Source organism: Pseudaeromonas sharmana (assembly GCF_042649925.1).
GTDB lineage: Bacteria > Pseudomonadota > Gammaproteobacteria > Enterobacterales > Aeromonadaceae > Pseudaeromonas > Pseudaeromonas sharmana.
On the sequence record NZ_JBHSAF010000001.1, the window covers coordinates 467,566 to 487,563 of the forward strand.

The 19,998-nt window shown below is 58.1% G+C and carries 22 protein-coding genes; 15 read left to right on the forward strand and 7 right to left on the reverse strand.

Annotated features, from left to right (window positions below; all coding sequences use genetic code 11):
• Nucleotides 1-113: 113 nt before the first annotated feature.
• The 4 genes from ACFOSS_RS02200 to ACFOSS_RS02215 all read right to left on the reverse strand — a co-directional run bounded on the left by ACFOSS_RS02200 (nt 114) and on the right by ACFOSS_RS02215 (nt 4,556).
• Nucleotides 114-512: a phosphate-starvation-inducible protein PsiE gene (locus tag ACFOSS_RS02200; RefSeq protein WP_377150379.1), complete on the reverse strand. Its 399-nt coding sequence runs from the start codon at nt 510-512 to the stop codon at nt 114-116.
• A 59-nt stretch (nt 513-571) separates the two neighbouring features.
• Nucleotides 572-2,542, reverse strand: a complete 1,971-nt coding sequence (locus tag ACFOSS_RS02205) for a transglutaminase TgpA family protein (protein ID WP_377150380.1) — start codon at nt 2,540-2,542, stop codon at nt 572-574.
• An 83-nt stretch (nt 2,543-2,625) separates the two neighbouring features.
• Entirely contained in the window at nt 2,626-3,648 is a 1,023-nt protein-coding gene (locus tag ACFOSS_RS02210; RefSeq protein ID WP_377150381.1) for a DUF58 domain-containing protein, read from the reverse strand.
• 2 nt (nt 3,649-3,650) lie between these two features.
• On the reverse strand, nt 3,651-4,556 hold the full coding sequence (locus tag ACFOSS_RS02215; protein ID WP_377150382.1) for an AAA family ATPase: 906 nt from the start codon (nt 4,554-4,556) through the stop codon (nt 3,651-3,653).
• Nucleotides 4,557-4,736: 180 nt separating this feature from the next.
• Here ACFOSS_RS02215 and ACFOSS_RS02220 point away from each other — a divergent pair, with 180 nt between their 5' ends.
• From ACFOSS_RS02220 to ACFOSS_RS02290, 15 genes are all read left to right on the forward strand, one after another.
• Nucleotides 4,737-7,574: a DUF2339 domain-containing protein gene (locus ACFOSS_RS02220; protein ID WP_377150383.1), complete on the forward strand. Its 2,838-nt coding sequence runs from the start codon at nt 4,737-4,739 to the stop codon at nt 7,572-7,574.
• Nucleotides 7,575-7,846: 272 nt separating this feature from the next.
• Nucleotides 7,847-7,999: a hypothetical protein gene (locus ACFOSS_RS02225; protein ID WP_377150384.1), complete on the forward strand. Its 153-nt coding sequence runs from the start codon at nt 7,847-7,849 to the stop codon at nt 7,997-7,999.
• Between the two features lie 111 nt (nt 8,000-8,110).
• Complete coding sequence (locus ACFOSS_RS02230; protein WP_377150385.1) at nt 8,111-8,452, forward strand: hypothetical protein; 342 nt, start codon at nt 8,111-8,113, stop codon at nt 8,450-8,452.
• The gene (gene umuC / locus ACFOSS_RS02235) at nt 8,449-9,792 is read left to right on the forward strand and encodes a translesion error-prone DNA polymerase V subunit UmuC (RefSeq protein ID WP_377150386.1); all 1,344 of its coding nucleotides are present in this window, start codon (nt 8,449-8,451) and stop codon (nt 9,790-9,792) included. The genes ACFOSS_RS02230 and umuC overlap by 4 nt, the downstream gene beginning before the upstream one ends.
• A gap of 109 nt (nt 9,793-9,901) precedes the next feature.
• The gene (locus ACFOSS_RS02240; protein ID WP_449301173.1) at nt 9,902-10,309 is read left to right on the forward strand and encodes a VOC family protein; all 408 of its coding nucleotides are present in this window, start codon (nt 9,902-9,904) and stop codon (nt 10,307-10,309) included.
• Between the two features lie 444 nt (nt 10,310-10,753).
• Nucleotides 10,754-11,419: a hypothetical protein gene (locus tag ACFOSS_RS02245; RefSeq protein WP_377150387.1), complete on the forward strand. Its 666-nt coding sequence runs from the start codon at nt 10,754-10,756 to the stop codon at nt 11,417-11,419.
• 213 nt (nt 11,420-11,632) lie between these two features.
• A complete protein-coding gene (locus tag ACFOSS_RS02250) occupies nt 11,633-12,226 on the forward strand; it encodes a hypothetical protein (protein ID WP_377150388.1) in 594 nt (197 codons plus the stop codon).
• A gap of 353 nt (nt 12,227-12,579) precedes the next feature.
• Complete coding sequence (locus tag ACFOSS_RS02255; RefSeq protein ID WP_377150389.1) at nt 12,580-13,221, forward strand: LysE family translocator; 642 nt, start codon at nt 12,580-12,582, stop codon at nt 13,219-13,221.
• A 266-nt stretch (nt 13,222-13,487) separates the two neighbouring features.
• On the forward strand, nt 13,488-14,021 hold the full coding sequence (locus ACFOSS_RS02260) for a hypothetical protein (RefSeq protein ID WP_377150390.1): 534 nt from the start codon (nt 13,488-13,490) through the stop codon (nt 14,019-14,021).
• Nucleotides 14,022-14,286: 265 nt separating this feature from the next.
• Nucleotides 14,287-14,643, forward strand: coding sequence for a DUF4156 domain-containing protein (locus ACFOSS_RS02265; protein WP_377150391.1), 357 nt, complete (start codon nt 14,287-14,289; stop codon nt 14,641-14,643).
• Nucleotides 14,644-15,162: 519 nt separating this feature from the next.
• Nucleotides 15,163-15,582, forward strand: a complete 420-nt coding sequence (locus tag ACFOSS_RS02270) for a DUF3465 domain-containing protein (protein WP_377150392.1) — start codon at nt 15,163-15,165, stop codon at nt 15,580-15,582.
• Nucleotides 15,583-15,593: 11 nt separating this feature from the next.
• Nucleotides 15,594-15,896 (forward strand): excalibur calcium-binding domain-containing protein, encoded by a 303-nt coding sequence (locus tag ACFOSS_RS02275; protein WP_377150393.1) that lies wholly within the window; start codon nt 15,594-15,596, stop codon nt 15,894-15,896.
• A 50-nt stretch (nt 15,897-15,946) separates the two neighbouring features.
• The gene (locus ACFOSS_RS02280; protein WP_377150394.1) at nt 15,947-16,561 is read left to right on the forward strand and encodes a DUF2314 domain-containing protein; all 615 of its coding nucleotides are present in this window, start codon (nt 15,947-15,949) and stop codon (nt 16,559-16,561) included.
• Between the two features lie 165 nt (nt 16,562-16,726).
• Nucleotides 16,727-17,206, forward strand: a complete 480-nt coding sequence (locus ACFOSS_RS02285) for an MgtC/SapB family protein (RefSeq protein WP_377150395.1) — start codon at nt 16,727-16,729, stop codon at nt 17,204-17,206.
• 306 nt (nt 17,207-17,512) lie between these two features.
• Entirely contained in the window at nt 17,513-18,136 is a 624-nt protein-coding gene (locus tag ACFOSS_RS02290; RefSeq protein ID WP_377150397.1) for a DJ-1/PfpI family protein, read from the forward strand.
• Between the two features lie 31 nt (nt 18,137-18,167).
• Here ACFOSS_RS02290 and ACFOSS_RS02295 read toward each other — a convergent pair whose 3' ends face one another.
• The 3 genes from ACFOSS_RS02295 to ACFOSS_RS02305 all read right to left on the reverse strand — a co-directional run bounded on the left by ACFOSS_RS02295 (nt 18,168) and on the right by ACFOSS_RS02305 (nt 19,986).
• Nucleotides 18,168-18,662: a type II secretion system protein gene (locus tag ACFOSS_RS02295; RefSeq protein WP_377150398.1), complete on the reverse strand. Its 495-nt coding sequence runs from the start codon at nt 18,660-18,662 to the stop codon at nt 18,168-18,170.
• Between the two features lie 262 nt (nt 18,663-18,924).
• The gene (locus tag ACFOSS_RS02300) at nt 18,925-19,815 is read right to left on the reverse strand and encodes a cation transporter (RefSeq protein WP_377150400.1); all 891 of its coding nucleotides are present in this window, start codon (nt 19,813-19,815) and stop codon (nt 18,925-18,927) included.
• Between the two features lie 9 nt (nt 19,816-19,824).
• Complete coding sequence (locus ACFOSS_RS02305; protein WP_377150401.1) at nt 19,825-19,986, reverse strand: hypothetical protein; 162 nt, start codon at nt 19,984-19,986, stop codon at nt 19,825-19,827.
• Nucleotides 19,987-19,998: the final 12 nt, after the last annotated feature.

Here is a 19,998-nt window from a genome sequence, read left to right on the forward strand (position 1 = left end):
TCGTTTCTCCATCAGAAGGTCAGGGGTCATCTGCTACTGGAGACACTATAAGACCCAATCATTCGTAAGGACAATGAATCCTTTCGTTTGCACCAATCTAAAAATTAGAACGACTATTCACTTTTGTCGTAAGGAAATCGATAGTGGCCATAGCGGATCACAAACACGCAGACGGCCAGCAGCAGGGCCGTGCCCGCCACGCCGATCAGTCGCAGCGAGTCCATCTCTTTCATGTCCAGTATCAGATAGCGCGCCAGCGCGACGATGGCGATGTATAGCGGGATGCGGATCGGCAGCTTGCCCATTTCCAGATACATGGCCACCATGGCCAGCACTTCCAGATAGATAAACAGCATCAGCAGGTCGGCCAGGGCCACGTTCATCACCGCGATCATGGTGTAGACCTGATGCCCGATGGCGAAAATGGTGGCGATGGCCACGATGATCAGGCCGAACAGTTGTGCCCATTGCAGGAGTTTATGCCCCAGATCCTGCATCATTTTTTGTGCCATGTGTGAATGCCTTGTTATAAAAATGTGGCTTGCATGATGACAATAAAGTGTGACCTGTATCAAGTTCTTTGCGCTAGCTGGCGCTGCAGTTGTCGTAGCTGCTGGCGTAGCGGGGCCAACGATGTGCCGGGGGGGGCGGCATAGCGGTACTGCAGGAAGTGGCTTGTCAGTGCCGCCAGTGCCGGTGCGGCCGGACAGTCCGCCAGCTCCAGGCGCTGCAGATACTGCAGTGGTGTCTCGGTCGGCGAGCGAGGGTAGCCTCCCTGTGCCAGCCGGCGGCAGGCCTGATGGTAGAGTCGTACGGCCGGATCCTGCTTCACCCGAGCGCGCAGCAACCACTGCAGGCCGGCAACCAGCGCCAGGCACGCCAGAGCACCGCCCAGCAGTAGCAGGGCGCGCATCCACAGCGCATCGCCGAATAGCCGCTTGAGCAGCGCCGTCTGCCGGTTTTGATCGTAATTCAGGATCCAGACGGTCCATTGATAATCGACGTTGGCGAGCCACAGTCGCAGCGTATTCAGCAGCATGACGTGGCGATAGCGGGACAGGCTGAACGGATCCTGGGCCAGAAAATCGCCTTCGCCGAGCAGGGTATCCAGCCCCTGGGTCAGCCGTCCTGGAGAGACCCACAGCGTCGGGTCAACGCGTTGCCAGCGGTTATCCAGCCATACTTCGACCCAGGCATGGGCATCGAACTGATGCACGCTGAGCAGTTGCTGCTGTGGCTGGTATTCACCGCCCAGATAACCGCCGACCAGGCGGGCCGGTATGCCGGCGGCACGCAGCAGGAACGCCAATGCACTGGCATAGTGAGCACAAAACCCTTCGCGTTGCTGAAACAAAAACTGGTCCAGGCCGTCGTTGTGAGCCATCGCCACCGGGCTTAGCGTGTAGCTGAACGGATGCTGGCTGAAAAAGTCACGCGCCTGCTGCAGGACGAGGCGATCATCCTGAGCCTGCTGACGCCAGCGGGCGGCCAGGGCGCGCGCCTGGGGATTTCCACCGTGTGGCAGTTGCAGGTTGTCCATGCGCCGTTTGGCGCTCAACCTCGACTCCTGGGGCAGATCCGCGGGCCAGTCCAGATCAAATCGTGCTGCTTGAACCAGCGGCAACCGGCTGAGCAAGGTGCCGGTCGGCGTCGCGACCGCCTCGGCAGTGCGGCTACGACTGCCTTCGAGGGTATATAACCAGTGCTGATTACTCGGTTCGACGTACAACGCATAGCCGACTGGTGCCGAAGCTGCGGGGGGCGTCGGGTAACGACCACTCAGCGCCTGTTGCTGCCACAGGAGCTGAATATAGGACTGGCTCCAGGCATGGCCGTCGAACTGCTCATAGACCAGGGTTCGCCAGTAGCGAGCCTGGGGCGGTTGCCCGGTAAAGCGGGCTCGAAACACCAGTTCGCTCGATTGCGTCAGCTGGCTGATCTGTTCCGGATTGATCTGCTCGCTCAACCCGGTCCTGGCTTGCCGGGCATCCGGCATCTTCCACAGCGGATCGAGGCGCGGCATGATGACGAAGAACAACAGCATCAACGGCAGACTCTGCACCAGCAGCAGAGCGGCCTGGCGCAGCTGCTGTCGTGCCGGCGCAGGGAAGTAGAGCGACAGCAAGGCGGCCATGTTCAGTGTCACCATCGCCAGCAGATAGAGCACCATCAGCCAGTGCTGGTGGTAGACAAAGGTCAGGGCACCGAGAAAAAACAGGGCCAGGATGTGACCACCGATATCGCGCCTATGTCGGCACTCGACAAATTTCAGTGCGCTGGCCACGACCAGCAGGTTCAGCATCGCGACCAGCAGACCGGCGTGGCGCGACAGCAACAGTATGCCCAGGCCGCACAGCAGTGCGATGCCGTTGAGCAGGAGGCGTGACGGTAAAGACCATCGGCGCAGCAGGCTGCCGATGCGCCAGCCGATCGCCAGCAGACTGACCAGATAAACCACCAGGTTCAGCTCGCTGTAAAGTGGTGCCAGTGCCAGCAGATAGCTGACACACAGGCAAGCCAGCGTCACCTGTTTCTGTTCCATCCTCTGATGCCATTCAAGCTGCATGGGGACTCTGCCTCGTCAATCGTGCTGGCTGGGGGCGGCGTGCCCATGGCACGGGTGTGTTAACCGACATACAGCGCCAGCCGCGTCAAGGCCTGTTCCCGGTGCGCATCGCCACAGCCCGGTGCCAGGTGTTGGCCGCCCAGCTCCAGCCCGTAGGCGGTGCCGCGCTGTTCCAGCTGCAGCACGGCATGGGTCAGGTAGCCGAGGCGCTCCTCGGTATGCTGGCCGGGTGTCATCTGCCAGCGCAGCCAACGTCCCTGTTCCGGAGCGCCGGCAAACGCCTTGCTGTGCCAGCCGCGGCCTTGTGCCAGTTGTTTCCACGCCACCCGGCTCAAGGGTTCGCCGGGCCGATAGGGTTGCAATCCGGCCAGTTCGCTCTCCGGACTGGCCTGTGCGGCGCGGCCTTGGGCCGGCGCTGTGTCCGTGGCGAGGCCATCGTCTGTCCCGGCGGCAGGCTCGCCAGGACCGGGATGCAGCACCGGTGTCCACGCCAGCGGGCGCGGATAGATCAGCCAGCGGCTGTCTGCGGCCAGCGAGGTCCAGCAGTGCAGCAGGCCCAACGGATAGTCGCTGCCCAGATGCAGGCGCCCCGGGGTCAGCCAGCCGCGCCGTCGCGGCTGGAAGAGGACGCCCAGCGTACCGCTGTCAAGGCTGCTGGCCAGCTCTTCACCGGTCGCGTCGGCACATCGGATCTGCAGCGCATAGCGCGGTCGGTCGCTCTCGAGGCGCAATGCCAGCCGGGACACCTCGCCGACAAACCCCGCTGCCGTCGGGAGCAGGGTCAGACGTAAACCAGCCAGATTGCGGTAACAGTGGCCGACCACGGTGACAAACAGGCTGGCCAGCAAAAAGGCGAGGGCGAGGATCAGGTTGTTTTGATAGTTGGTGCCGAGCAGGAACAGCGCCAGCACCAGTGCCAGATAGAGCAGGCCGAGACGGGTCGGCAGAATAAACAGCTGGTGATGGCGCAACTGCCACTGCCGTGCCGGCGGCAGGCGCTTGTCCAGCCAGCGCCGATAGTAGCCGCGCAATGTGGCAAAGCGCGAGGGCGGCGGCGTGGCGCTGCTCGAAGGCCGCGTCATGGTCACTGCACCGGATCGACGCTGGCCAGCAGCGCCTGGCTGAAACTGGCCGGGCTGCCGATGGCCACCGGGCCACTGCGCATGCGGTGTTCGGCGACGGCGGCAAACACCGCCTGTACGTCATCGGGCAACACATGGTCGCGGTGCGCCAGAAAGGCCCAGGCCCGTGCCGCTGCCAGCAGAGCCTGGCTGGCACGTGGCGACAACGGGTTGGGTACCCGGCCCGGTTGCCGGCTGAGGTTGACCAGTGCCAGCAGGTACTCCAGCAACGCCGGCGAGGCGTTGACGTTGGCCACCGCCTGCTGCAGTTGTAGCAACTGGTTGGCGTCCAGCAGTGGTGTAATAGGTGCATCTTCATGGCGTAACAGCATCTGCAGTTCGGCTTCGCGCTGCGGATAACCCAGCTCGATGCGCATCAAAAAACGGTCCAGCTGGGATTCGGGAAGCGGATAGGTGCCGGATTGATCCTGCGGGTTTTGCGTGGCAATGACGAAAAAAGGCGCCGGCAGCGGTCGGGTGACGCCATCGAGCGAAATCTGGCGTTCGGCCATTGCTTCGAGCAAGGCACTCTGGGTGCGTGGGCTGCCGCGGTTGATTTCGTCAGCCAGCAGCACCTGGCAGAACACCGGGCCGGGGTGGAACACAAATTGCTGGCTGGCCGGGTCGAGGATCGACAGACCGAGCAGATCGGCCGGCAGCATGTCCGACGTAAACTGCACCCGTTGATACTCGAGGCCGAGGATGGTGGCCAGGGCGTGGGCCAGCGTGGTTTTGCCCATGCCGGGCAGATCCTCGATCAGCAAGTGGCCCCGTGCCAGCAGGCAACACAGCGCGAGCCGGATCTCATCCGGCTTGCCAAGGATGGCTTGATTGAGGCGGGTCAGTACCGGATCCAGCGACGGTGTCATGGCAGTGTCTCTTGGTAGTGTTTGCTGAATTATGAACACATTTTATCGCGACTGTCTGTGCTCATCTGTGTGAAGTGTCTGATTCATTTGAATATATCCTGCTTCGGGCTTGAGGTCATCGCCGGAACTGCCTAACCTGAAGCTCAATCTGCAGAGGGTGCAAGGCGCGGGGGTGAGGAGATGGATGGCATCATTTGGCTGGGGTTGCTGGCGGCGGTCGTGATCCTGGTTGGTAGCTTCGGCGGCTTGCTGGCCATCGGTCGCTGCTCGGCGCTGGAGCAGGATCTGCGCAAACTGCGCCAGCGTCTCGAGGCGCTGGAGGCGCGCGTTGGCGTGCCTGTCGCAGCGGCTGCACGCCAGGACGCGCCGTCCCAGGCGCCGGCAGAGTGGCTATCCGGCACGGCACAGCCCACCGCATCGCCACCGCTTTCCCCACCTCTTATCTCTTCGCCGCCTATCTCTTCGCCGCCGCTCACTGCCACCACCAGCTCATCGCCAGTACCTGACCCGGCGCGCGACACAAACCCCGTGCCGGCCGCCATGGCTGCGGCAAGCGAGCGGGCGCCGGACGTGACCGCAGACGAGGCTCCCCCTGCGGCGGCGCCCAGCGCCCGGGTCCAACCGCATGCCGATGCTCTGCGTTTCGAGCAGGCGGTGGCCTCGCGTTGGCTGGTCTGGGTCGGTGGCTTGGCACTGGCGCTGGGGGCGGTCTTTCTGGTCAAGCTGGGCATCGATGAAGGGCTGTTCGGCCCGCTGGCGCGAGTCTGTGCCGGCCTGGCGCTGGGAGTTGGTCTGCTGGTCGGTAGCGAAGTCGTGCGCCGTCGCTCGGCGCCGCTGCCTGACAGCGAGCTGGATTATGTCCCTGCGGCACTGGCCGGTGGCGGTGTGGTGGCCGGTTACGCCAGCCTGTTGGCGGCCTTCGATCGCTATCAGCTGTTACCGGCCGTGCCGACCTTCATCTTGCTGGCGCTGCTCTCCTTGTCGGCGCTGCTGCTGGCGCTGCGTCAGGGACCTCTGCTGGCGGTGCTCGGGCTGTTTGGTGGCTACCTGGTGCCGGTACTGGTCTCTACCGGCCACGGTTCGCTGCCCGGACTGCTCGGCTATGTCGGCTTGATCTCGGCTGCGGGTCTGCTGTTGCAAAGTCAGGTGCAGCGCCGCTGGCTATGGTGGGGCACCCTGTTGGCCCACGGCCTCTGGCTGCTGCTGGTGCCGGAGCTGTATCAGGGCGAGCAGGGGTTCCTGTTTGCCTATCTGCTGGGCAGCCTGTATCTGTTTTGTGCCTTGCCGGCGCTGGGCTGGCGCTGGCAGTTGCGCTTCTGGCACTGGCCCTTGTCCTGGCGGCCTTGTCGCCCGGCGGTACTGGATGTGCACTGGGTCTGGCTGTTCGCCGGTTTGTTGTGGCTGGCGTGGATGCGCTGGCTGGCCATGCCGCTGCTCGGCTGGAGCATGCTGGCAGTCCTGATGCTGGCGGCGGCCTGGCTGGCATGGCGCAGCCCGGCATTGATGCTGTTGCCGCTGTGGTGTGGCCTGCTGCTGGTGTTGGCCACCCTGACCGCCAGCAGCCACTGGGGTTATCTGCCGGCGTTGAGCCGCCCCGAGCTGGCGTCGTCTGCGCTATGGGCGCTGTGGCGGCCGGCGATGGTGCTGGCCCTGTTGGCGGCCCTGCTGGCGTGGCCGCGGTTGCGGCACGGCCCGCATTGCGGTCTGTGGGGGAGCCTGCTGGCGGGGCTGCCACTGCTGGTGCTGGCGTTGATCTACTGGCGCCAGTCTGGCGTCGATGCGCTGCTGGTGCGCGGCGACGGCGGGCTGTGGGCCGATGCCCATCTGCTGTGGCCGCTACAGGCATTGGGCTGGTTCCTGCTCTGCTCCTGGCTGGTCTGGCGTCATCAGTGGCCGCGTCTGGCGGCGCGAGTGGCCTTGCTGGCTGGCGGCCAGGCGGCGCTGACGCTGGCGTGCTGGATGTTCTTTGCCGAATCCAGCCTGACGCTGGCGCTGGCGGTGCAACTGGCCGCCTTGGCGCGGTTGGCGCAGCGTGAGGGGGACCTGATCCCGCACTGGCTAATCAAATTGCTGGCGATGCTGGTGGTCGGCCGTCTGTCACTGAACCCCTGGTTGCTGGAGTATCCGCTGCAGGGCGTCGCCGGAGTGCACTGGTCGCTGTACGGCTATGGCATTCCGGTGCTCTGCCTGTGGCTGGCCGCGCGCTGGTTGCCGTGGCGTCCCGGCCAGCAGACCCAACGCTGGCTCGAGGCGGGGGTCATCCAGTTGCTGACGCTGTGGCTGGCGGTGGAGGGGCGCTACTGGCTGACTGACGGCCAACCCTGGTCAGCCCCGTTCGGTCTGCTGGATACCGCGTTTCTCTCGGCCGGCTGGGGGGCGATGGCACTGATTTATGGCTGGAAGAGCCGGCTGGGTGGCCCGCTGGCGGCGGTCTACCGCTGGGCGGCGCCGCTGTTGCTGGGCCTGATGCTGCTGCTGACCACCTTCGGCTCCTCGCTGTGGTTCAACCCCTGCTGGCGTCCCGAGCCGGTCGGCAGTTGGCCGTTGCTGAACCTGACGCTGGTGGCCTGGGGCATGCCGACGCTGATCGCCCTGCTGGCGATTCGCCTGCTGCCGCTGCCGCGAGGCCTGGAGCGGCTGGTTGCCGGATTCGGCTTTGTCTGTGGCTTGCTCTACCTGACGCTCATGGTGCGCCAAGTCTGGCAGGGGACCCTGCTCAATAGCCCCAGCCTGCCCAGTGGTGAGCAGTACAGCTACTCGGCGCTGTGGTTGCTGACCGCGGTGGTGGTGATGTGGCTCGGCGGGCGCTTTGGCCAGATGCGCTGGCGTCAGGCCTCGCTGCTGATTCTGCTGCTGGCGGTGCTGAAAATCTTCCTCTGGGACATGGCCGATCTGACCGGCCTGTACCGGGCGCTGTCGTTCCTCGGCCTGGGCTTGTGTCTGGTCGGGGTCGGCTGGTTCTATCAGCACAAGGTGTTGCCGGCTGCCCGCCAGCAGGTTTTGCCGCCGCTGGAGTAACTGGAGTAACTGGAGTAACTGGAGTAACTGGAGTAACTGGAGTAACTGGAGTAACTGGAGTAACTGGAGTAACTGGAGTAAGTGGAGTAAGTGGAGTAAGTGGAGTAAGTGGACGGCGCTGGCGCGGAGACGCCGCCGGACCCAGCCGGTGCTGGATGACGGCGGGAACCTGCGCCACCGGCGCGGGTCGAAGAGAAAAGGGTTCGTGCTCGGCTCGCGACGATGCGGCGCCGGCACGACAGGGCAAGGCCCCGCTGGGGCAAGGAGGAGCGATGCGACGTCTGACCCGCTGGCGCGTCCATCGGCGCAAGGTGCGCCGCGCCACGCTGTTGCATGGCTGGCTGAGCCAGAATCACCTGCATGTCGGCGTCGGCTTGCCGCCACGCCCGCCATCGCCGCTCATCGATCCCGTTACGGCCGACTAGCGACGGCCTCTGCGGCAGCGGCCGCGGTGCCTTGAGTTGTGGCCGAGTCAGCAATATACTGTAAATAAATACAGTATATTGTCGAGGCATCTCATGACGCAGGCACCGCGGATGACCGGCTTTCCTTCGCCGGCCCAGGATTTCATGCAGCAGGAGCTGAGTCTGGATCGGCTCTGCATGCCCCATCCCGAGTCCACCTTTCTGGTCCGTGTCGCGGCCGGCGGCGGTCACGGCTACCCGCTGCAGGCCGGGGATGTGCTGGTGGTGGATCGCGCGCGCCTGCCACGGCGCGGCGACTGGGCGCTACTGGATCACGATGGCCAGTTCAGCGTGCAGCCGCTGCCCGCCACGGTGCCGTATGATGCGGCCGCTGACGATCCCGCCAGCCTCGGCAACAACTGCACGCTGTTTGGCGTCGTCACCTACCTGCTGCGGGCGGTGAGTGCGCCATGAGCCGCTGCTATGCGCTGGTGGATTGCAACAGTTTCTACGCCTCGTGCGAGCGGCTGTTTCGCCCGGATTTGCGCCAGCGGCCGGTGATCGTGCTCAGCAACAATGACGGCTGCGTGGTGTCGCTGAGCCGCGAAGCCAAGGATCTCGGCATCCCGATGGGGGTGCCCTACCACCAGATCCGCGACTGGGCGCAGCAGCAGGGCGTCGCCGTCTTCTCGTCGAACTATGCGCTGTACGGCGATCTGTCGAACCGCGTGATGCGCACGCTGGAGCAGCTGGCGCCGCGCATCGAGATCTACTCCATCGACGAGGCGTTTGCCGATTTGGGTGGCATGCAGCGCTGGGATCTGACGCAGTGGGGGCGTCAGGTGCGGCAGACGGTGCTGCGCCATTGCGGCCTGCCGGTGTGTGTCGGCATCGCGCCAACCAAGACGCTGGCCAAGCTGGCCAACCATGTTGCCAAAGGGCAGCGCGCCCAGGGCGGCGGCGTCATCGTCTGGCAGCAGGCGGCACAGTGGCAGCCGCAACTGGCGCAGACCGAGGTCGAGGCGATCTGGGGCATCGGCCGTCGCCTGGGGCGTCAGTTACGGCTGCTGCAGATCGACAGCGCCGCCGATCTGGCTGCCGCCCACCTGCCAACGCTGCGCAAGCAGTTTTCGGTCAGCGTCGAGCGCATCGCCCGCGAGCTCAATGGCGTCGCCTGCCTGGGCTATGCGCAGATGCCGGCGGCGCGCGCGCAGATCCTCTGCTCACGCTCGTTTGGCCGTCGCCTGACGCAGCAGCAGGATCTGGCCGAAGCGCTATGCCACTTTGCCTGTCAGGCCGCCGAGAAGCTCCGCGCCCAGCAGCAGCGCTGCCGCGAGCTGACGATCTTCATCCGCACCCATCCGTTCGCTGCCAGCGGCCAGACGCCGCGTCCGGCCTATGCCAATCAGGCTGCCTGGCGCTTTCTGGAGCCCACCGCCGACAGCCGCGATCTGATGCAGGCCTGCCACGCCCTGCTGGCCAGCATCTGGCGCCCCGGTTACCAGTACCTGAAGGCCGGCGTCATCCTGCGCGACTTCTACGCCGCCGGCAGCTTCCAGCCCGAGCTGTTTGTCCAGGCGCCACCGCGGCCGCGCAGTGCCGAGCTGATGCAGGTGATCGACCGCATCAACCGGCGCGGCGGCGCCCCGATCCGCTTCGCCGGCCAAGGGCTGGATCCGCAGTGGCAGATGCGCCGCGAACACCTGTCGCCGGCCTATACCACCGACTGGCGCCAGCTGCCGCTGGTCACGCTCGGCCCGTGCGCCGCCACGCTGATGCGGCGCTCGCCAGCCACCGAAAACCCAGTGCCGTAGAACTCGGCACCCGCTGTGCGCCAGCGCGGGCAGGAGTGCAAAGCGGCGCCTCTGCTTTGGAGTACAATCAACCCCTTACTCTCTAGCGGAATGTTGAACGGAGACGACGATGACGCAGCAGGTGCAGCAGCAGATCGGCAATGTGGCGCTGGTGGTGGAAAATTACGATGACGCGATAGCGTTTTATACCGACAAGCTCGGCTTTGAGCTGATCGAAGACACCGATCTTGGCAACGGCAAGCGCTGGGTGCAGGTGGCGCCGGCACATTCGACGGGCACCCGCCTGCTGCTGGCTCAGGCCAGCAACGCCGAGCAGGCGCGCTGCATTGGCCAGCAAGCCGGTGGCCGGGTTTTTCTGTTTTTAGAGACGGATGATTTCTGGCGTGACTACACGGCGATGAAAAGCCGAGGCGTCGAGTTCATTGAAGCGCCGCGCGCCGAAGCCTATGGCACTGTGGTGGTATTCAAGGATCTTTACGGCACCAAGTGGGATTTGCTGCAGCGTCGCTCCGACTGATCACGTCACATCGCTATGCTACGTCCGGGGGCGCGTGCGGATTAAAAAACCCAAGCGCACGCACTTTTCCGGGTCGTTGCAGTTTCCACGCTAAAACGATTGCGCTAGCCTAGGGACTCAAAAAGCGCAAGGTGCCTGTTGGCGCTGACAGGTCGCGCCACCCTCCACCCATCGGCACTGTGACAGCCGCAAGTCAGGGGCGGTAGCCATGATGTTTGCCAAGCGTCGCTCGGTAACGGCCCAGGCTCCAGCACGTCCAGATGCGATCTAGACGGCCATTTTGCCGCCTATTCCGCCGCGAGTTGGCTCCACTGGAAAAACTGTGCAGGGATAACGGGATGGGAGTGCTATCTCTACGCGCGTTGGCGGAATAAATGGCGAGAATATTCAGAATATGTGGCATGCCGCCGCTTAAAAAAGGTTGTTATATTCCTTGAGGTAGCAATGGACTATGTAATCGAAACTCTCAAATCTTTCAATGCCAAAATTGAGCGCTTAGAGCGTTCAGGCTTCGCAAAGAAATTTGAGAATGAAGTACCTGAGGTTATGGCTAAATTTGAGTCTCCCATTAATTTCCAAAGCCATGGTGACGGTAATTTTACTCTGGGCGGAAAAATTGAATCTTGGGTGCCTGATTACAACGAAGATGAAATCGACGCGGTAGTGTTAACTTATCGGGTTCTGACTCAAAACAATGACCGGATCTCCTTGGCTTCACTCGCTAAGATATACAATTCCGATTGGTTCCCAGAAGAAGGCATGCAGAGATTTAACGAAGCCAGAGAAAAAGTGAATGAATATCTCGATTCTCCTGCAACAGTGTATTTCGAAGACGGCTGGATTACTATCCGTTCTCTCATGGATATAATAATCTATGGCGGCTTAGCTCATACCAACTTAAAAAAAGAAAGAATATTCAATTCATGGGTACGCTCGGGCGCTTCTGGTTTTTTCAAAGTAGAATTTATGGCTGCGCTCAAGTTTATGCTTTCATACTTCAAGTATTTCAAAGAACTAAATGAAGTTACCATCCAAGTAATAGAATATAACAAGCAGCTAAACGCGGACTCCGGCGCTGTCGCGCCTCTGCCAGCACGTAGGTTGGGCTGAGCTTGCGAAGCCCAACGTTTACCGAGCCGCTAACGGCTTTTATACATTAACACTGCTGACTATTAAACCGACGATTACTGCCAGGCCATGGTATTGAACTTAACCGCAGTAAACGTTGGGCTTCATTTCATTCAGCCCAACCTACATGCTGAATTTATTCGCCATTTTCACTTAAGCCGGTATGGTAAGAAATAAAAAGGGAAAAGAAAGTAGATGCAAAGCATAAATGTGCGGAGAATTCGATTAGGATTATGCTTATTCTTAACAATGCCGTTGGCCGCATATGTCCTGTTATTGATGATTTATACGCCGCTTGAGGCGTATTGGCCGCTTAAAGTTGATCATTCAACGACTGGACTAGACAAGTCGTTCGAACTCTTCTCACCGATGCCATATAGTGCCGGATTTGGTTTTGAGGTTGATGGTCAGATTTTTGATGTGAATCATGTCGAAACTAACATAAATAAACTTCCTGCTTGTACCATGCGCCTGACAATAACGCCTATCTTTGCAGTGGGGCAGGATGAACGCACCTATGAGTTTGATTGTTTTAACCGATATGTTGGCAGCTACTCTGGTACGACGTATCCTCCAGGTGATGTCATATTACCGGTAGGTTTTTTCAAGGTGAGTTATTCGGTGCAGATCGATACCCCTGAATCTCATAATGTGACGTTGAGAGTTGCTTATTCGGGTGCGGAAGGGGGCTGGTCTGTTTTATACGACATAATCCACTTGATGGCTTGTTACATAATATTCCCATTTTATATGGTGTTTTCCTTCATTAATTCAATTTTTAATTCATAGAAATGACTTTTTGTATGTAATATTATCATAGCACCTACAGCACGTAGGTTGGGCTGAGCTTGCGAAGCCCAGCGTTTACCGAGCCGCTAACGGCTTTTATACATTAACACTGCTGACTATTAAACCGACGATTACTGCCAGGCCATGGTATTGAACTTAACCGCAGTAAACGTTGGGCTTCATTTCACTCAGCCCAACCTACATGCTATTCATCATTTCATCGATATGTTGCGGATGGAACATATCCAATAAATTGGTGTGGCGATGCGTATATTCGCCAGCAATCGTACAATTAACATGCCTGCGATTACGCTTCGCTAATCGCACCTACGGTTCTAGATCTAGGGGGTCATATGTTTGGTATTCATGATATAGCGCTATTCATTATTTCCGGCTTTCTTTTAAATTTAACCCCTGGCCCAGACTCCATTCTCATCATGTCGAGAAGTGCCTCTAACGGTTGGCGCGCGGGTTCTGTTGCAGCTTTCGGTGTTTGCACTGGTTGTTATGTGCATGTGTTTGCTGCGGCACTTGGTCTTTCTGCGATCCTTGCTAGTTCAGCGATGGCTTTCACGATTGTAAAATTAATCGGAGCTGCTTATTTGGTTTACATGGGCTTGTCGGCTTTATTTTCCCATTCAAAAACAAAACCAGACAAACCAGAAAATAAACGTGAAATGCAATTTAGCCATAAATCCATATTCATTCAAGGCTTCCTGTCAAACGCCTTGAATCCCAAAGTTGCCTTGTTTTTCTTGGCATTTGTTCCTCAGTTTATCGACCATGACGCATCAAACAAGGCGCTTGCATTCCTTATTCTCGGCTCAATGTTTATTTTCAATAGCCTGATTTACTGCAATCTGCTGGCTGTGTTCACTGCTGTCGCAAGCAGTCGTTTAAAAGTAAACCAAACTATTGCCAACATACTAAATAAAACTATTGGTGCTTTGTTCATTTCCTTTGGACTGAAATTGGCATTCATGACTAGAAATTAACAAAAAATGGGTGTGGGCAGCACGTAGCACCTAGGTTGGGCTGAGCTTGCGAAGCCCAACGTTTACCGAGCCGCTAACGGCTTTTATACATTAACACTGCTGATTATTAAGCAAAAAATTACGGCTAGACCATGAAGTTTAACTTAACCGCGGTAAACGTTGGGCTGCATTTCATTCAGCCCAACCTGCGTGCTGGGGCGCGCATAAAGCCGTGTACCCAATAACAAAATGTTAGATGGACACTATGCGCAGGGAAAATGGAAAATATGCATAACATAATTAAATACGAAATAACCAAACATGATCTTATTGATTTTCATCTTTATTACGCAAAAAATTCTAAAGCCATCAAAAATCAAATAAGAGGGGCGCAAATTACTTTACTTGTAATGTTTGCAGTTTCAATTGTCTGCTTTTGCATTATTTTTGATGGGCTACCCAGGGTGTTTTCGATTGCTTTCGTTCTTTTATTTGGATTTGTGCAAATAATTACATATGAATATCGGCAAAACAAGAAAATTATCCGTTATGTAAATAAACTTGTTGCAAGCAATACTAGCAAGCACTTTTTAGGAAGAAAGTCCCTAACAATAAACACTGATTCAATAATATTTACCGACGAAAACACTGAATTAAAATTTTCAATCACCCCTGACGTAACCCTCAAAGAATCAGAGAAAAGTTATTTTATTTTCAGAAGCGAAACCCCTGCGGTAATCTTACCAAAGAAATTCATATCCAATGAAAGTGGAACGGAAGAACTCCTAAATAATCTGAACAAAAAATCACCTGGTAAATAGTTTAAGCACCTGGGTTGGGCTGAGCTTGCGAAGCCAAGGTTGACCAAGCTTCTAACATTTTTTAAATTCACGATGCAGATTGTTAAACCGCAGATTACGACTAGATCACAGTATTTAATTTAACCGCGGTAACCGTTGGACTTCACTTCATTCGGTCCAGCCTAAGTGCTTTTTTTAATCAAAAATATAAGATAATATCGCGCAGAGTTTAATGATGTGAATTGCGCACACATTTTTGTCGGTGTAGCTGTTTTAGGGGTTAATTATGTATAGAATAGTTTTTTTTGCTTCACTCTTTACGTTAGCTGGTTGTTCAGCGACTGAATTAAATTCGAAAGGTTCAACCGTCCGTATCATCGATAATGAAATTTTAGCTGCCGAGATCGAAGAATCATGTCAGTGGTTAGGTGAAGTTAATGGGTCTCAAGGGAATGTTTTTACCGCAGATTTAACTTCAGAATCGAATATGATGGCTGGTGCTCGGAACATTCTTCGTAATCAAGCCGCTGGAATTGGTGCTAATACCGTCATAATCCAAAGGCATCAATCGGTTGAATCTGAAGCGTTTATTGGTACTGGAGGGCATACATTCATTGGACAAGCGTTTATCTGCAAACGTTGAACAAGCACGCAGGTTGCGCTGCATTTCATTCAGCCCAACCTGCGTACTGCTGCATTTTTTATAGGGTGATTTTTGCCGCTAGCAGAGTAGGCAATCACCTCTCGGTCACCCCTGGTTTTTTCTTGGTCAGCATCGGTTTTGGTTTGCCATCATATAGGTACTTAATAAATAGCATGTTGATTGTGACATTGATTCTGCCGTCGATCATTACGGTTCTATGTTGGTTTGGTGTGGTTGCCAATATTAAAAATGAATATCATGGCAGCGTTTTTTCGAATGATTGGCTGTTTAATCCTGAACAGCTGGAGCCGCCGGGGCTAAAATATCGGCTGGCTATTATAGTGATCTCGCCAATATGGTTCTTTGGCGCTTGTTACTATTACTATTGGCGCTAGCTGATGCGGTGCTGAGGAATTCTATACTCAAGCGCGCTGGAGCGTTGCGTGATCACCGCATATCTGGGTTGATTCGTCATTGAGTGGTTATGTTTATGATGTCATCGCCTGATGATTTTCTGTTATGAGCGTGGTTATGAGGTTATTCTTCTGGTTGGATATGGTGTTACTGGCGCTGGCGTTAAATATCGCAACAGCGTTGGCCGGTGAGTCTGACGAACAACTTGCTGTTGCCTTTGCAAATCAACAACGCAATCTGCAAATCCAAGGCGAAGGCCTGGTATCTGCCATGCTGCCTGACGACACCACAGGTTCACAGCATCAGCGTTTTATTCTCAGATTAACCAGCGGGCAAAGCTTGTTGATTGCGCATAACATCGATTTGGCGCCCAGGATCGCGGATTTAAACATCGGCGATAGGGTTGAGTTTTATGGTGAATACGAGTGGAATCCGGAAGGCGGTGTGGTGCATTGGACACATCATGATCCTGATGGTCGTCACGCGGCGGGTTGGTTAAGACATAATGGTAAACTCTATCAATAAAGGATTTTATTTTGCGTAAATTTATTCTCTTAATCGCTATCGGCGTCGGCTTGTATCAATATTTCAATAAGCCGGGCGCAACGGTGTCGGAGCCCATTTATTATGATGATGTTGGTATCAGCGCTTATCAAACGTCGACTTCGACCTCATCTTCTGTGGTCGCTTCGACGCAATTTAGTTGTCAGGGCAAGACCCACTGTAGTCAAATGGGATCATATGAAGAGGCTAAATTCTACTTGGATAACTGTCCTGGAATGAAAATGGACGGTGATGGCGATGGGATTCCATGTGAACAGCAATTTTCATCATGGTGATCAGTGAACGCCCCGGTTATTCAACCCCGTGGATATAAGGAAGATAAGCCATGCGGCTATTGGTCATTGCCCTGCTGGCGTTAGTGTCACTGTTTCCGCTGCTGCTGTTCACCACCAACGTCTGTGGTTTAAATAATGATGCCGGGGCCGTGGTGTCCGTTATTCTTGGCTGGGTTGTACTGCCCATCATTCTGTTGCACTACTGGCAAGGCAAACCTGATCCGGCAGTGATGGCGGTGGCTGTCGACGATCCGATCATGCAGGCCCACATCGCCCGCGCCACAGCCCAGTTGCCGCGCTTTATCGACGGTTTGCAGCGCGGTGAATGGGCGGCCTATATCAAGTTCCCGTATGCCTTCGATGGCGAGATTGAACATGTCTGGGGCGAGGCCCATGCCTATCAGGATGGCGAGTTTGTGACCTCGCTGGCGTCAGCGCCGGTCGGCGCCCTGCCTGAAACCCTACCTCCGCGCCTCAGGATCCCGGTAGCCGAGATTGAGGACTGGACCCTCACCGATGCCCATGGCCGCAGCCAGGGCGGGTATACACTGTTGGCCACGGCGCTGTTATATGAACAGCGCTACGGCAAGTTGCCGCAGCGCTATGCCGACGAGCTCAGGCGCTTCGTCGATTTTTCCTGGCCGCTACCCCCTCATCAGGTTTGATATTCACTAGGCACCTTTTTTCGGTCGCCTGATACAGGACAGCGGCCGGGCCGGATGGTGGTGCTCGGCCCACTTGCGTTGAGCATGCTGGTGTGGCGAGATCAATCCGGCGGCACAGCGCACAGGGCGCGCAAACCGGATCGTGCAATCAAGGGAGAGATCACTATGTGGCAGCAAATTCATGCGGTGTTGGTGGCGGAGTTCTCCGATGTGACCGATCTGGCCGGCCTGGTCAGAATTGTCGTGCGTTTGTCGGTCGCGGCGCTATTGGGGGGGCTCTTGGGGCTGGAGCGGCAGCAACAACGGAAAAATGCCGGTGTGCGTACCCATATGCTGGTCTGTATCGGCGCGGCACTATTTGTCCTGATTCCGCAACAGGCGGGGGCATCAGTTGGCGATATTAGCCGCGTGCTGCAAGGGCTGGTGGCAGGGATTGGCTTTTTAGGGGCGGGCGCCATTATTCAGGGCGCATCGCAGACTGAAACCAAAGGCTTGACGACGGCAGCGGGCATCTGGGTCACGGCCGCCGTCGGGATTGCCGCCGGCATGGGACGCGAATTAACCGCCATCATCAGCACGCTGGTGGCGCTGTTTATCTTGTCCGTCATCCCGCGCCTTTATGCGCTGGGGGCGAAAAAACCCTGATGTGCTCGTTCTGTGCATCCAGTGTCAGTTATGCGCTGGGGGCGAAAAAACCCTGATGTGCTCGTTCTGTGCATCCAGCGTCAGCAACCGGTATCGGCAGCACGCTCCAGGCGTGCCACCAGGCATGGGTCACCAGGTGGCCGACAATGCCGAGCCGCATCGCTCGTCCACCGTCGCTGGCGGCACCCTGTGTAGCGTCGACTGAGCGCCGCTTGTCCGCACTAGGGGCCGCTGCGGCGGCGTGCTAGGGTAGCGTCCGGACAAGAAGGGGGCGGCAGATATGTGCCGCCGGCAAGGGAGAAACGGATGAAACGGGCGTTGCTGGTGTTGTGTCAGGGGGTGGAGGAGTATGAGGCGAGCGTGTTTACCGATGCGCTGGGCTGGACCACCACCTATGGGCTGGAGCCGATTGCGCTGCTGACGGTCGGGCTGCGACCCAAGGTGCGCTGTGCCTGGAATTTCACCATCGAGCCGCAATGCCAGCTGGAGCAGGTCGACGTCGCGGCCTTCGATGCGTTGCTGATCCCCGGCGGCATGGGGCGGGCCGGCTTCTATGAGGATGCCTATGATGGCCGGCTGCTGGCGCTGATCCGCCAGTTCGATGCCGAACGCAAGCTGATCGCCTCGGTCTGCGTCGGCGCAATGCCAATTGCCCGCAGTGGCGTACTGCAGGGGCGCCGCGGCACTACCTATTGCCGCAGCCCGGAGCGACAGCAGCAGATGGCGGCGCTCGGCGTGCAGGTGCTGGCCGAGCCGCTGGTGGTGGATGACAACATCATCACCTGCAGCAGTCCGGGACAGGCGTTGCAGGTGGCATTCATGGTGGTGGAGCGATTGAGCTCGGCGGCGAACCTGGCGCGCATCCAGGAGGGGATGGGCTTTGATGGGCGGTCGTCATGGCCTGAGCGGCCTGAGCCGCGGTGCACATGACGACCGTTCTGTGTGTTTGTTACACCCGCTATCAGCAGCCGGAATAGGTGGTGATGAGCGGTAGCGCGCCCGAGGCGGTGGCATCAATGTAGGTGACGTTACACTTCGTCTCCCGGCTGCTGGCCGAGGCATAACCGCCCACGGGCCAGATGCCGATGGTGTTGGGGGCGGTATCCAGCGAGGCGTAGATGAAATCGACGCCGGTGGCATTGACGGCACTACTGGCCGAAATGTCGAGTAGCAGGAACAGGTCCTGGCCGTTTGGATATCCGTACACGGTGCGGACTGTCTGGCCCGGGGTGATGGTCACGACGGCTGCGCTGGCATTTTCCACGCCGGCGATCACGGCCTTGTCATAAACCATGCTGGCAGCGCTCTGCACTGCTGCCTTGACGCCGTTCAAACTGGAGACACGGGCATCAGCCTGCAAATCGAGAAACTTTGGGGCGGCGACCACAGCCAGGATCCCCAGCAGAACAATCACTATCACCAGTTCAATCAGGGTAAAACCGTTTTGACGTTGCATAACTCATCCTGTCTCTGTCTTGGGAAGATGTGGCCAGCCTATCGCTACCCACGGCTCGTGGCTATTGTTTAGCATAGACAGGATCCCCGGCGTGATCGGTATCAGAAAAAGGTGCCGCTTGAGGCAGAACATATCGATCTCCTGGCGCGCGGGGGCTGCAAACCACAGTGACCGCAGCCGGGCAGTCAGCAGACGGGCCCATTATGGGCCCGTCTGTGTTTACGATCCGCCAGGGATGCCGTTGTGACGTGCGGGCCTGGCCTCAGGCCAGGCCGAGCACCAGTTCGACGCTAAGCAGCGGTGCGCAGTCGTGGGTCGCCTCACGCACCCGCCGGCACAACGCCTGGGCCTCGTCACGGCTGATGCCGGGCGCCTCGGGGTGCCAGTACAGCTGGATGCGCACGCGCCGCCCCTGTTTGGTCAACCGCGACTCCAGATGGCGTTGCTCGTCGCCGCGCAACACCGCATGGATGCGGGTCTCCAGCTGCTGCTGCCAGTGACGGTCCGCCGGCAGGCACAGCAGTTCGCAGCCGCCCTGATAGCTGACGCGCAGTGCCGATGGCAGCGTCAGCGCCACCATGATCAGGCTCAGCAGCGGGTCGATATAGCTGGCCAGCGGCTGCAGGCGCGTGCCCTGCAACAGAAACGACAGACCAAACGCCAGCATGACGCCAAGGCTCAGCAGGGCATCAAAGCGGAAGTAGTACTGCTCGGTAGCCAGGATCGGTGAGCGCAGGCGCCGGGCCACCCCGCCCAGCCACAGCGAGACGCCGCCACATACCAGCAGGCCGGTGAGGCCGTAGCCGATCAGTGGCCAGTCGCGGGTAGCGTAACCGCCCTCCAGCAGGCTGAGCAGCGACTTGCCCAGCGTCAGCAGGCAGATCAGCGTCAACACCACGCCCTTGAGGGTCAGCAACAGCGGTTCACAGGCGGCGAGGCCATTGGGCCGCAAGCGGCTGGCCGGTTCGCGCAACCGATCGACGAGACCGGATTCCACGGCGATCATACTGGCGCACAACAGCGAAAACAGCGCATCCAGCCAGACGGCCTGGGAGTCGGAATAACAGGCAATGACGATGCCGAGCAGCGCAAAGCTGCCGTCGACCAACACCAGCAATCGCAGGATGCCGGCTTCATGAGTCAGAGAAAACATGCTGCCCCCTTAACCGCGACGGTTAACGGGACCTTGGACATGCAACGAGGAGAGGGACCAACCTACCGGGACGGGGATGACGAACGGGGTGACGAGGGGACGGTTAAGACTCTGCAGTAACCTGTGGTATAGCTCGTAGAGCATAAGATAGGGCAAACGCTCTGTTTGCATAACGCCTCCTGG

Bases quoted from the DNA above. Each gene is read 5' to 3' on its own strand.
- ACFOSS_RS02240 (WP_449301173.1), top strand. From the start codon at position 9,902: ATGACGCAGCAGGTGCAGCAGCAGATCGGCAATGTGGCGCTGGTGGTG.
- ACFOSS_RS02220 (WP_377150383.1), top strand. From the start codon at position 4,737: ATGGATGGCATCATTTGGCTGGGGTTGCTGGCGGCGGTCGTGATCCTG.
- ACFOSS_RS02230 (WP_377150385.1), top strand. From the start codon at position 8,111: ATGACCGGCTTTCCTTCGCCGGCCCAGGATTTCATGCAGCAGGAGCTG.
- ACFOSS_RS02270 (WP_377150392.1), top strand. From the start codon at position 15,163: ATGAGCGTGGTTATGAGGTTATTCTTCTGGTTGGATATGGTGTTACTG.
- ACFOSS_RS02245 (WP_377150387.1), top strand. From the start codon at position 10,754: ATGGACTATGTAATCGAAACTCTCAAATCTTTCAATGCCAAAATTGAG.
- ACFOSS_RS02205 (WP_377150380.1), bottom strand. From the start codon at position 2,542: ATGGAACAGAAACAGGTGACGCTGGCTTGCCTGTGTGTCAGCTATCTG.
- ACFOSS_RS02265 (WP_377150391.1), top strand. From the start codon at position 14,287: ATGTATAGAATAGTTTTTTTTGCTTCACTCTTTACGTTAGCTGGTTGT.
- ACFOSS_RS02295 (WP_377150398.1), bottom strand. From the start codon at position 18,662: ATGCAACGTCAAAACGGTTTTACCCTGATTGAACTGGTGATAGTGATT.
- ACFOSS_RS02305 (WP_377150401.1), bottom strand. From the start codon at position 19,986: ATGCAAACAGAGCGTTTGCCCTATCTTATGCTCTACGAGCTATACCAC.
- ACFOSS_RS02285 (WP_377150395.1), top strand. From the start codon at position 16,727: ATGTGGCAGCAAATTCATGCGGTGTTGGTGGCGGAGTTCTCCGATGTG.
- ACFOSS_RS02250 (WP_377150388.1), top strand. From the start codon at position 11,633: ATGCAAAGCATAAATGTGCGGAGAATTCGATTAGGATTATGCTTATTC.
- ACFOSS_RS02260 (WP_377150390.1), top strand. From the start codon at position 13,488: ATGCATAACATAATTAAATACGAAATAACCAAACATGATCTTATTGAT.
- ACFOSS_RS02210 (WP_377150381.1), bottom strand. From the start codon at position 3,648: ATGACGCGGCCTTCGAGCAGCGCCACGCCGCCGCCCTCGCGCTTTGCC.
- ACFOSS_RS02280 (WP_377150394.1), top strand. From the start codon at position 15,947: ATGCGGCTATTGGTCATTGCCCTGCTGGCGTTAGTGTCACTGTTTCCG.
- ACFOSS_RS02200 (WP_377150379.1), bottom strand. From the start codon at position 512: ATGGCACAAAAAATGATGCAGGATCTGGGGCATAAACTCCTGCAATGG.
- ACFOSS_RS02300 (WP_377150400.1), bottom strand. From the start codon at position 19,815: ATGTTTTCTCTGACTCATGAAGCCGGCATCCTGCGATTGCTGGTGTTG.
- ACFOSS_RS02255 (WP_377150389.1), top strand. From the start codon at position 12,580: ATGTTTGGTATTCATGATATAGCGCTATTCATTATTTCCGGCTTTCTT.
- ACFOSS_RS02225 (WP_377150384.1), top strand. From the start codon at position 7,847: ATGCGACGTCTGACCCGCTGGCGCGTCCATCGGCGCAAGGTGCGCCGC.
- ACFOSS_RS02290 (WP_377150397.1), top strand. From the start codon at position 17,513: ATGAAACGGGCGTTGCTGGTGTTGTGTCAGGGGGTGGAGGAGTATGAG.
- umuC (WP_377150386.1), top strand. From the start codon at position 8,449: ATGAGCCGCTGCTATGCGCTGGTGGATTGCAACAGTTTCTACGCCTCG.
- ACFOSS_RS02215 (WP_377150382.1), bottom strand. From the start codon at position 4,556: ATGACACCGTCGCTGGATCCGGTACTGACCCGCCTCAATCAAGCCATC.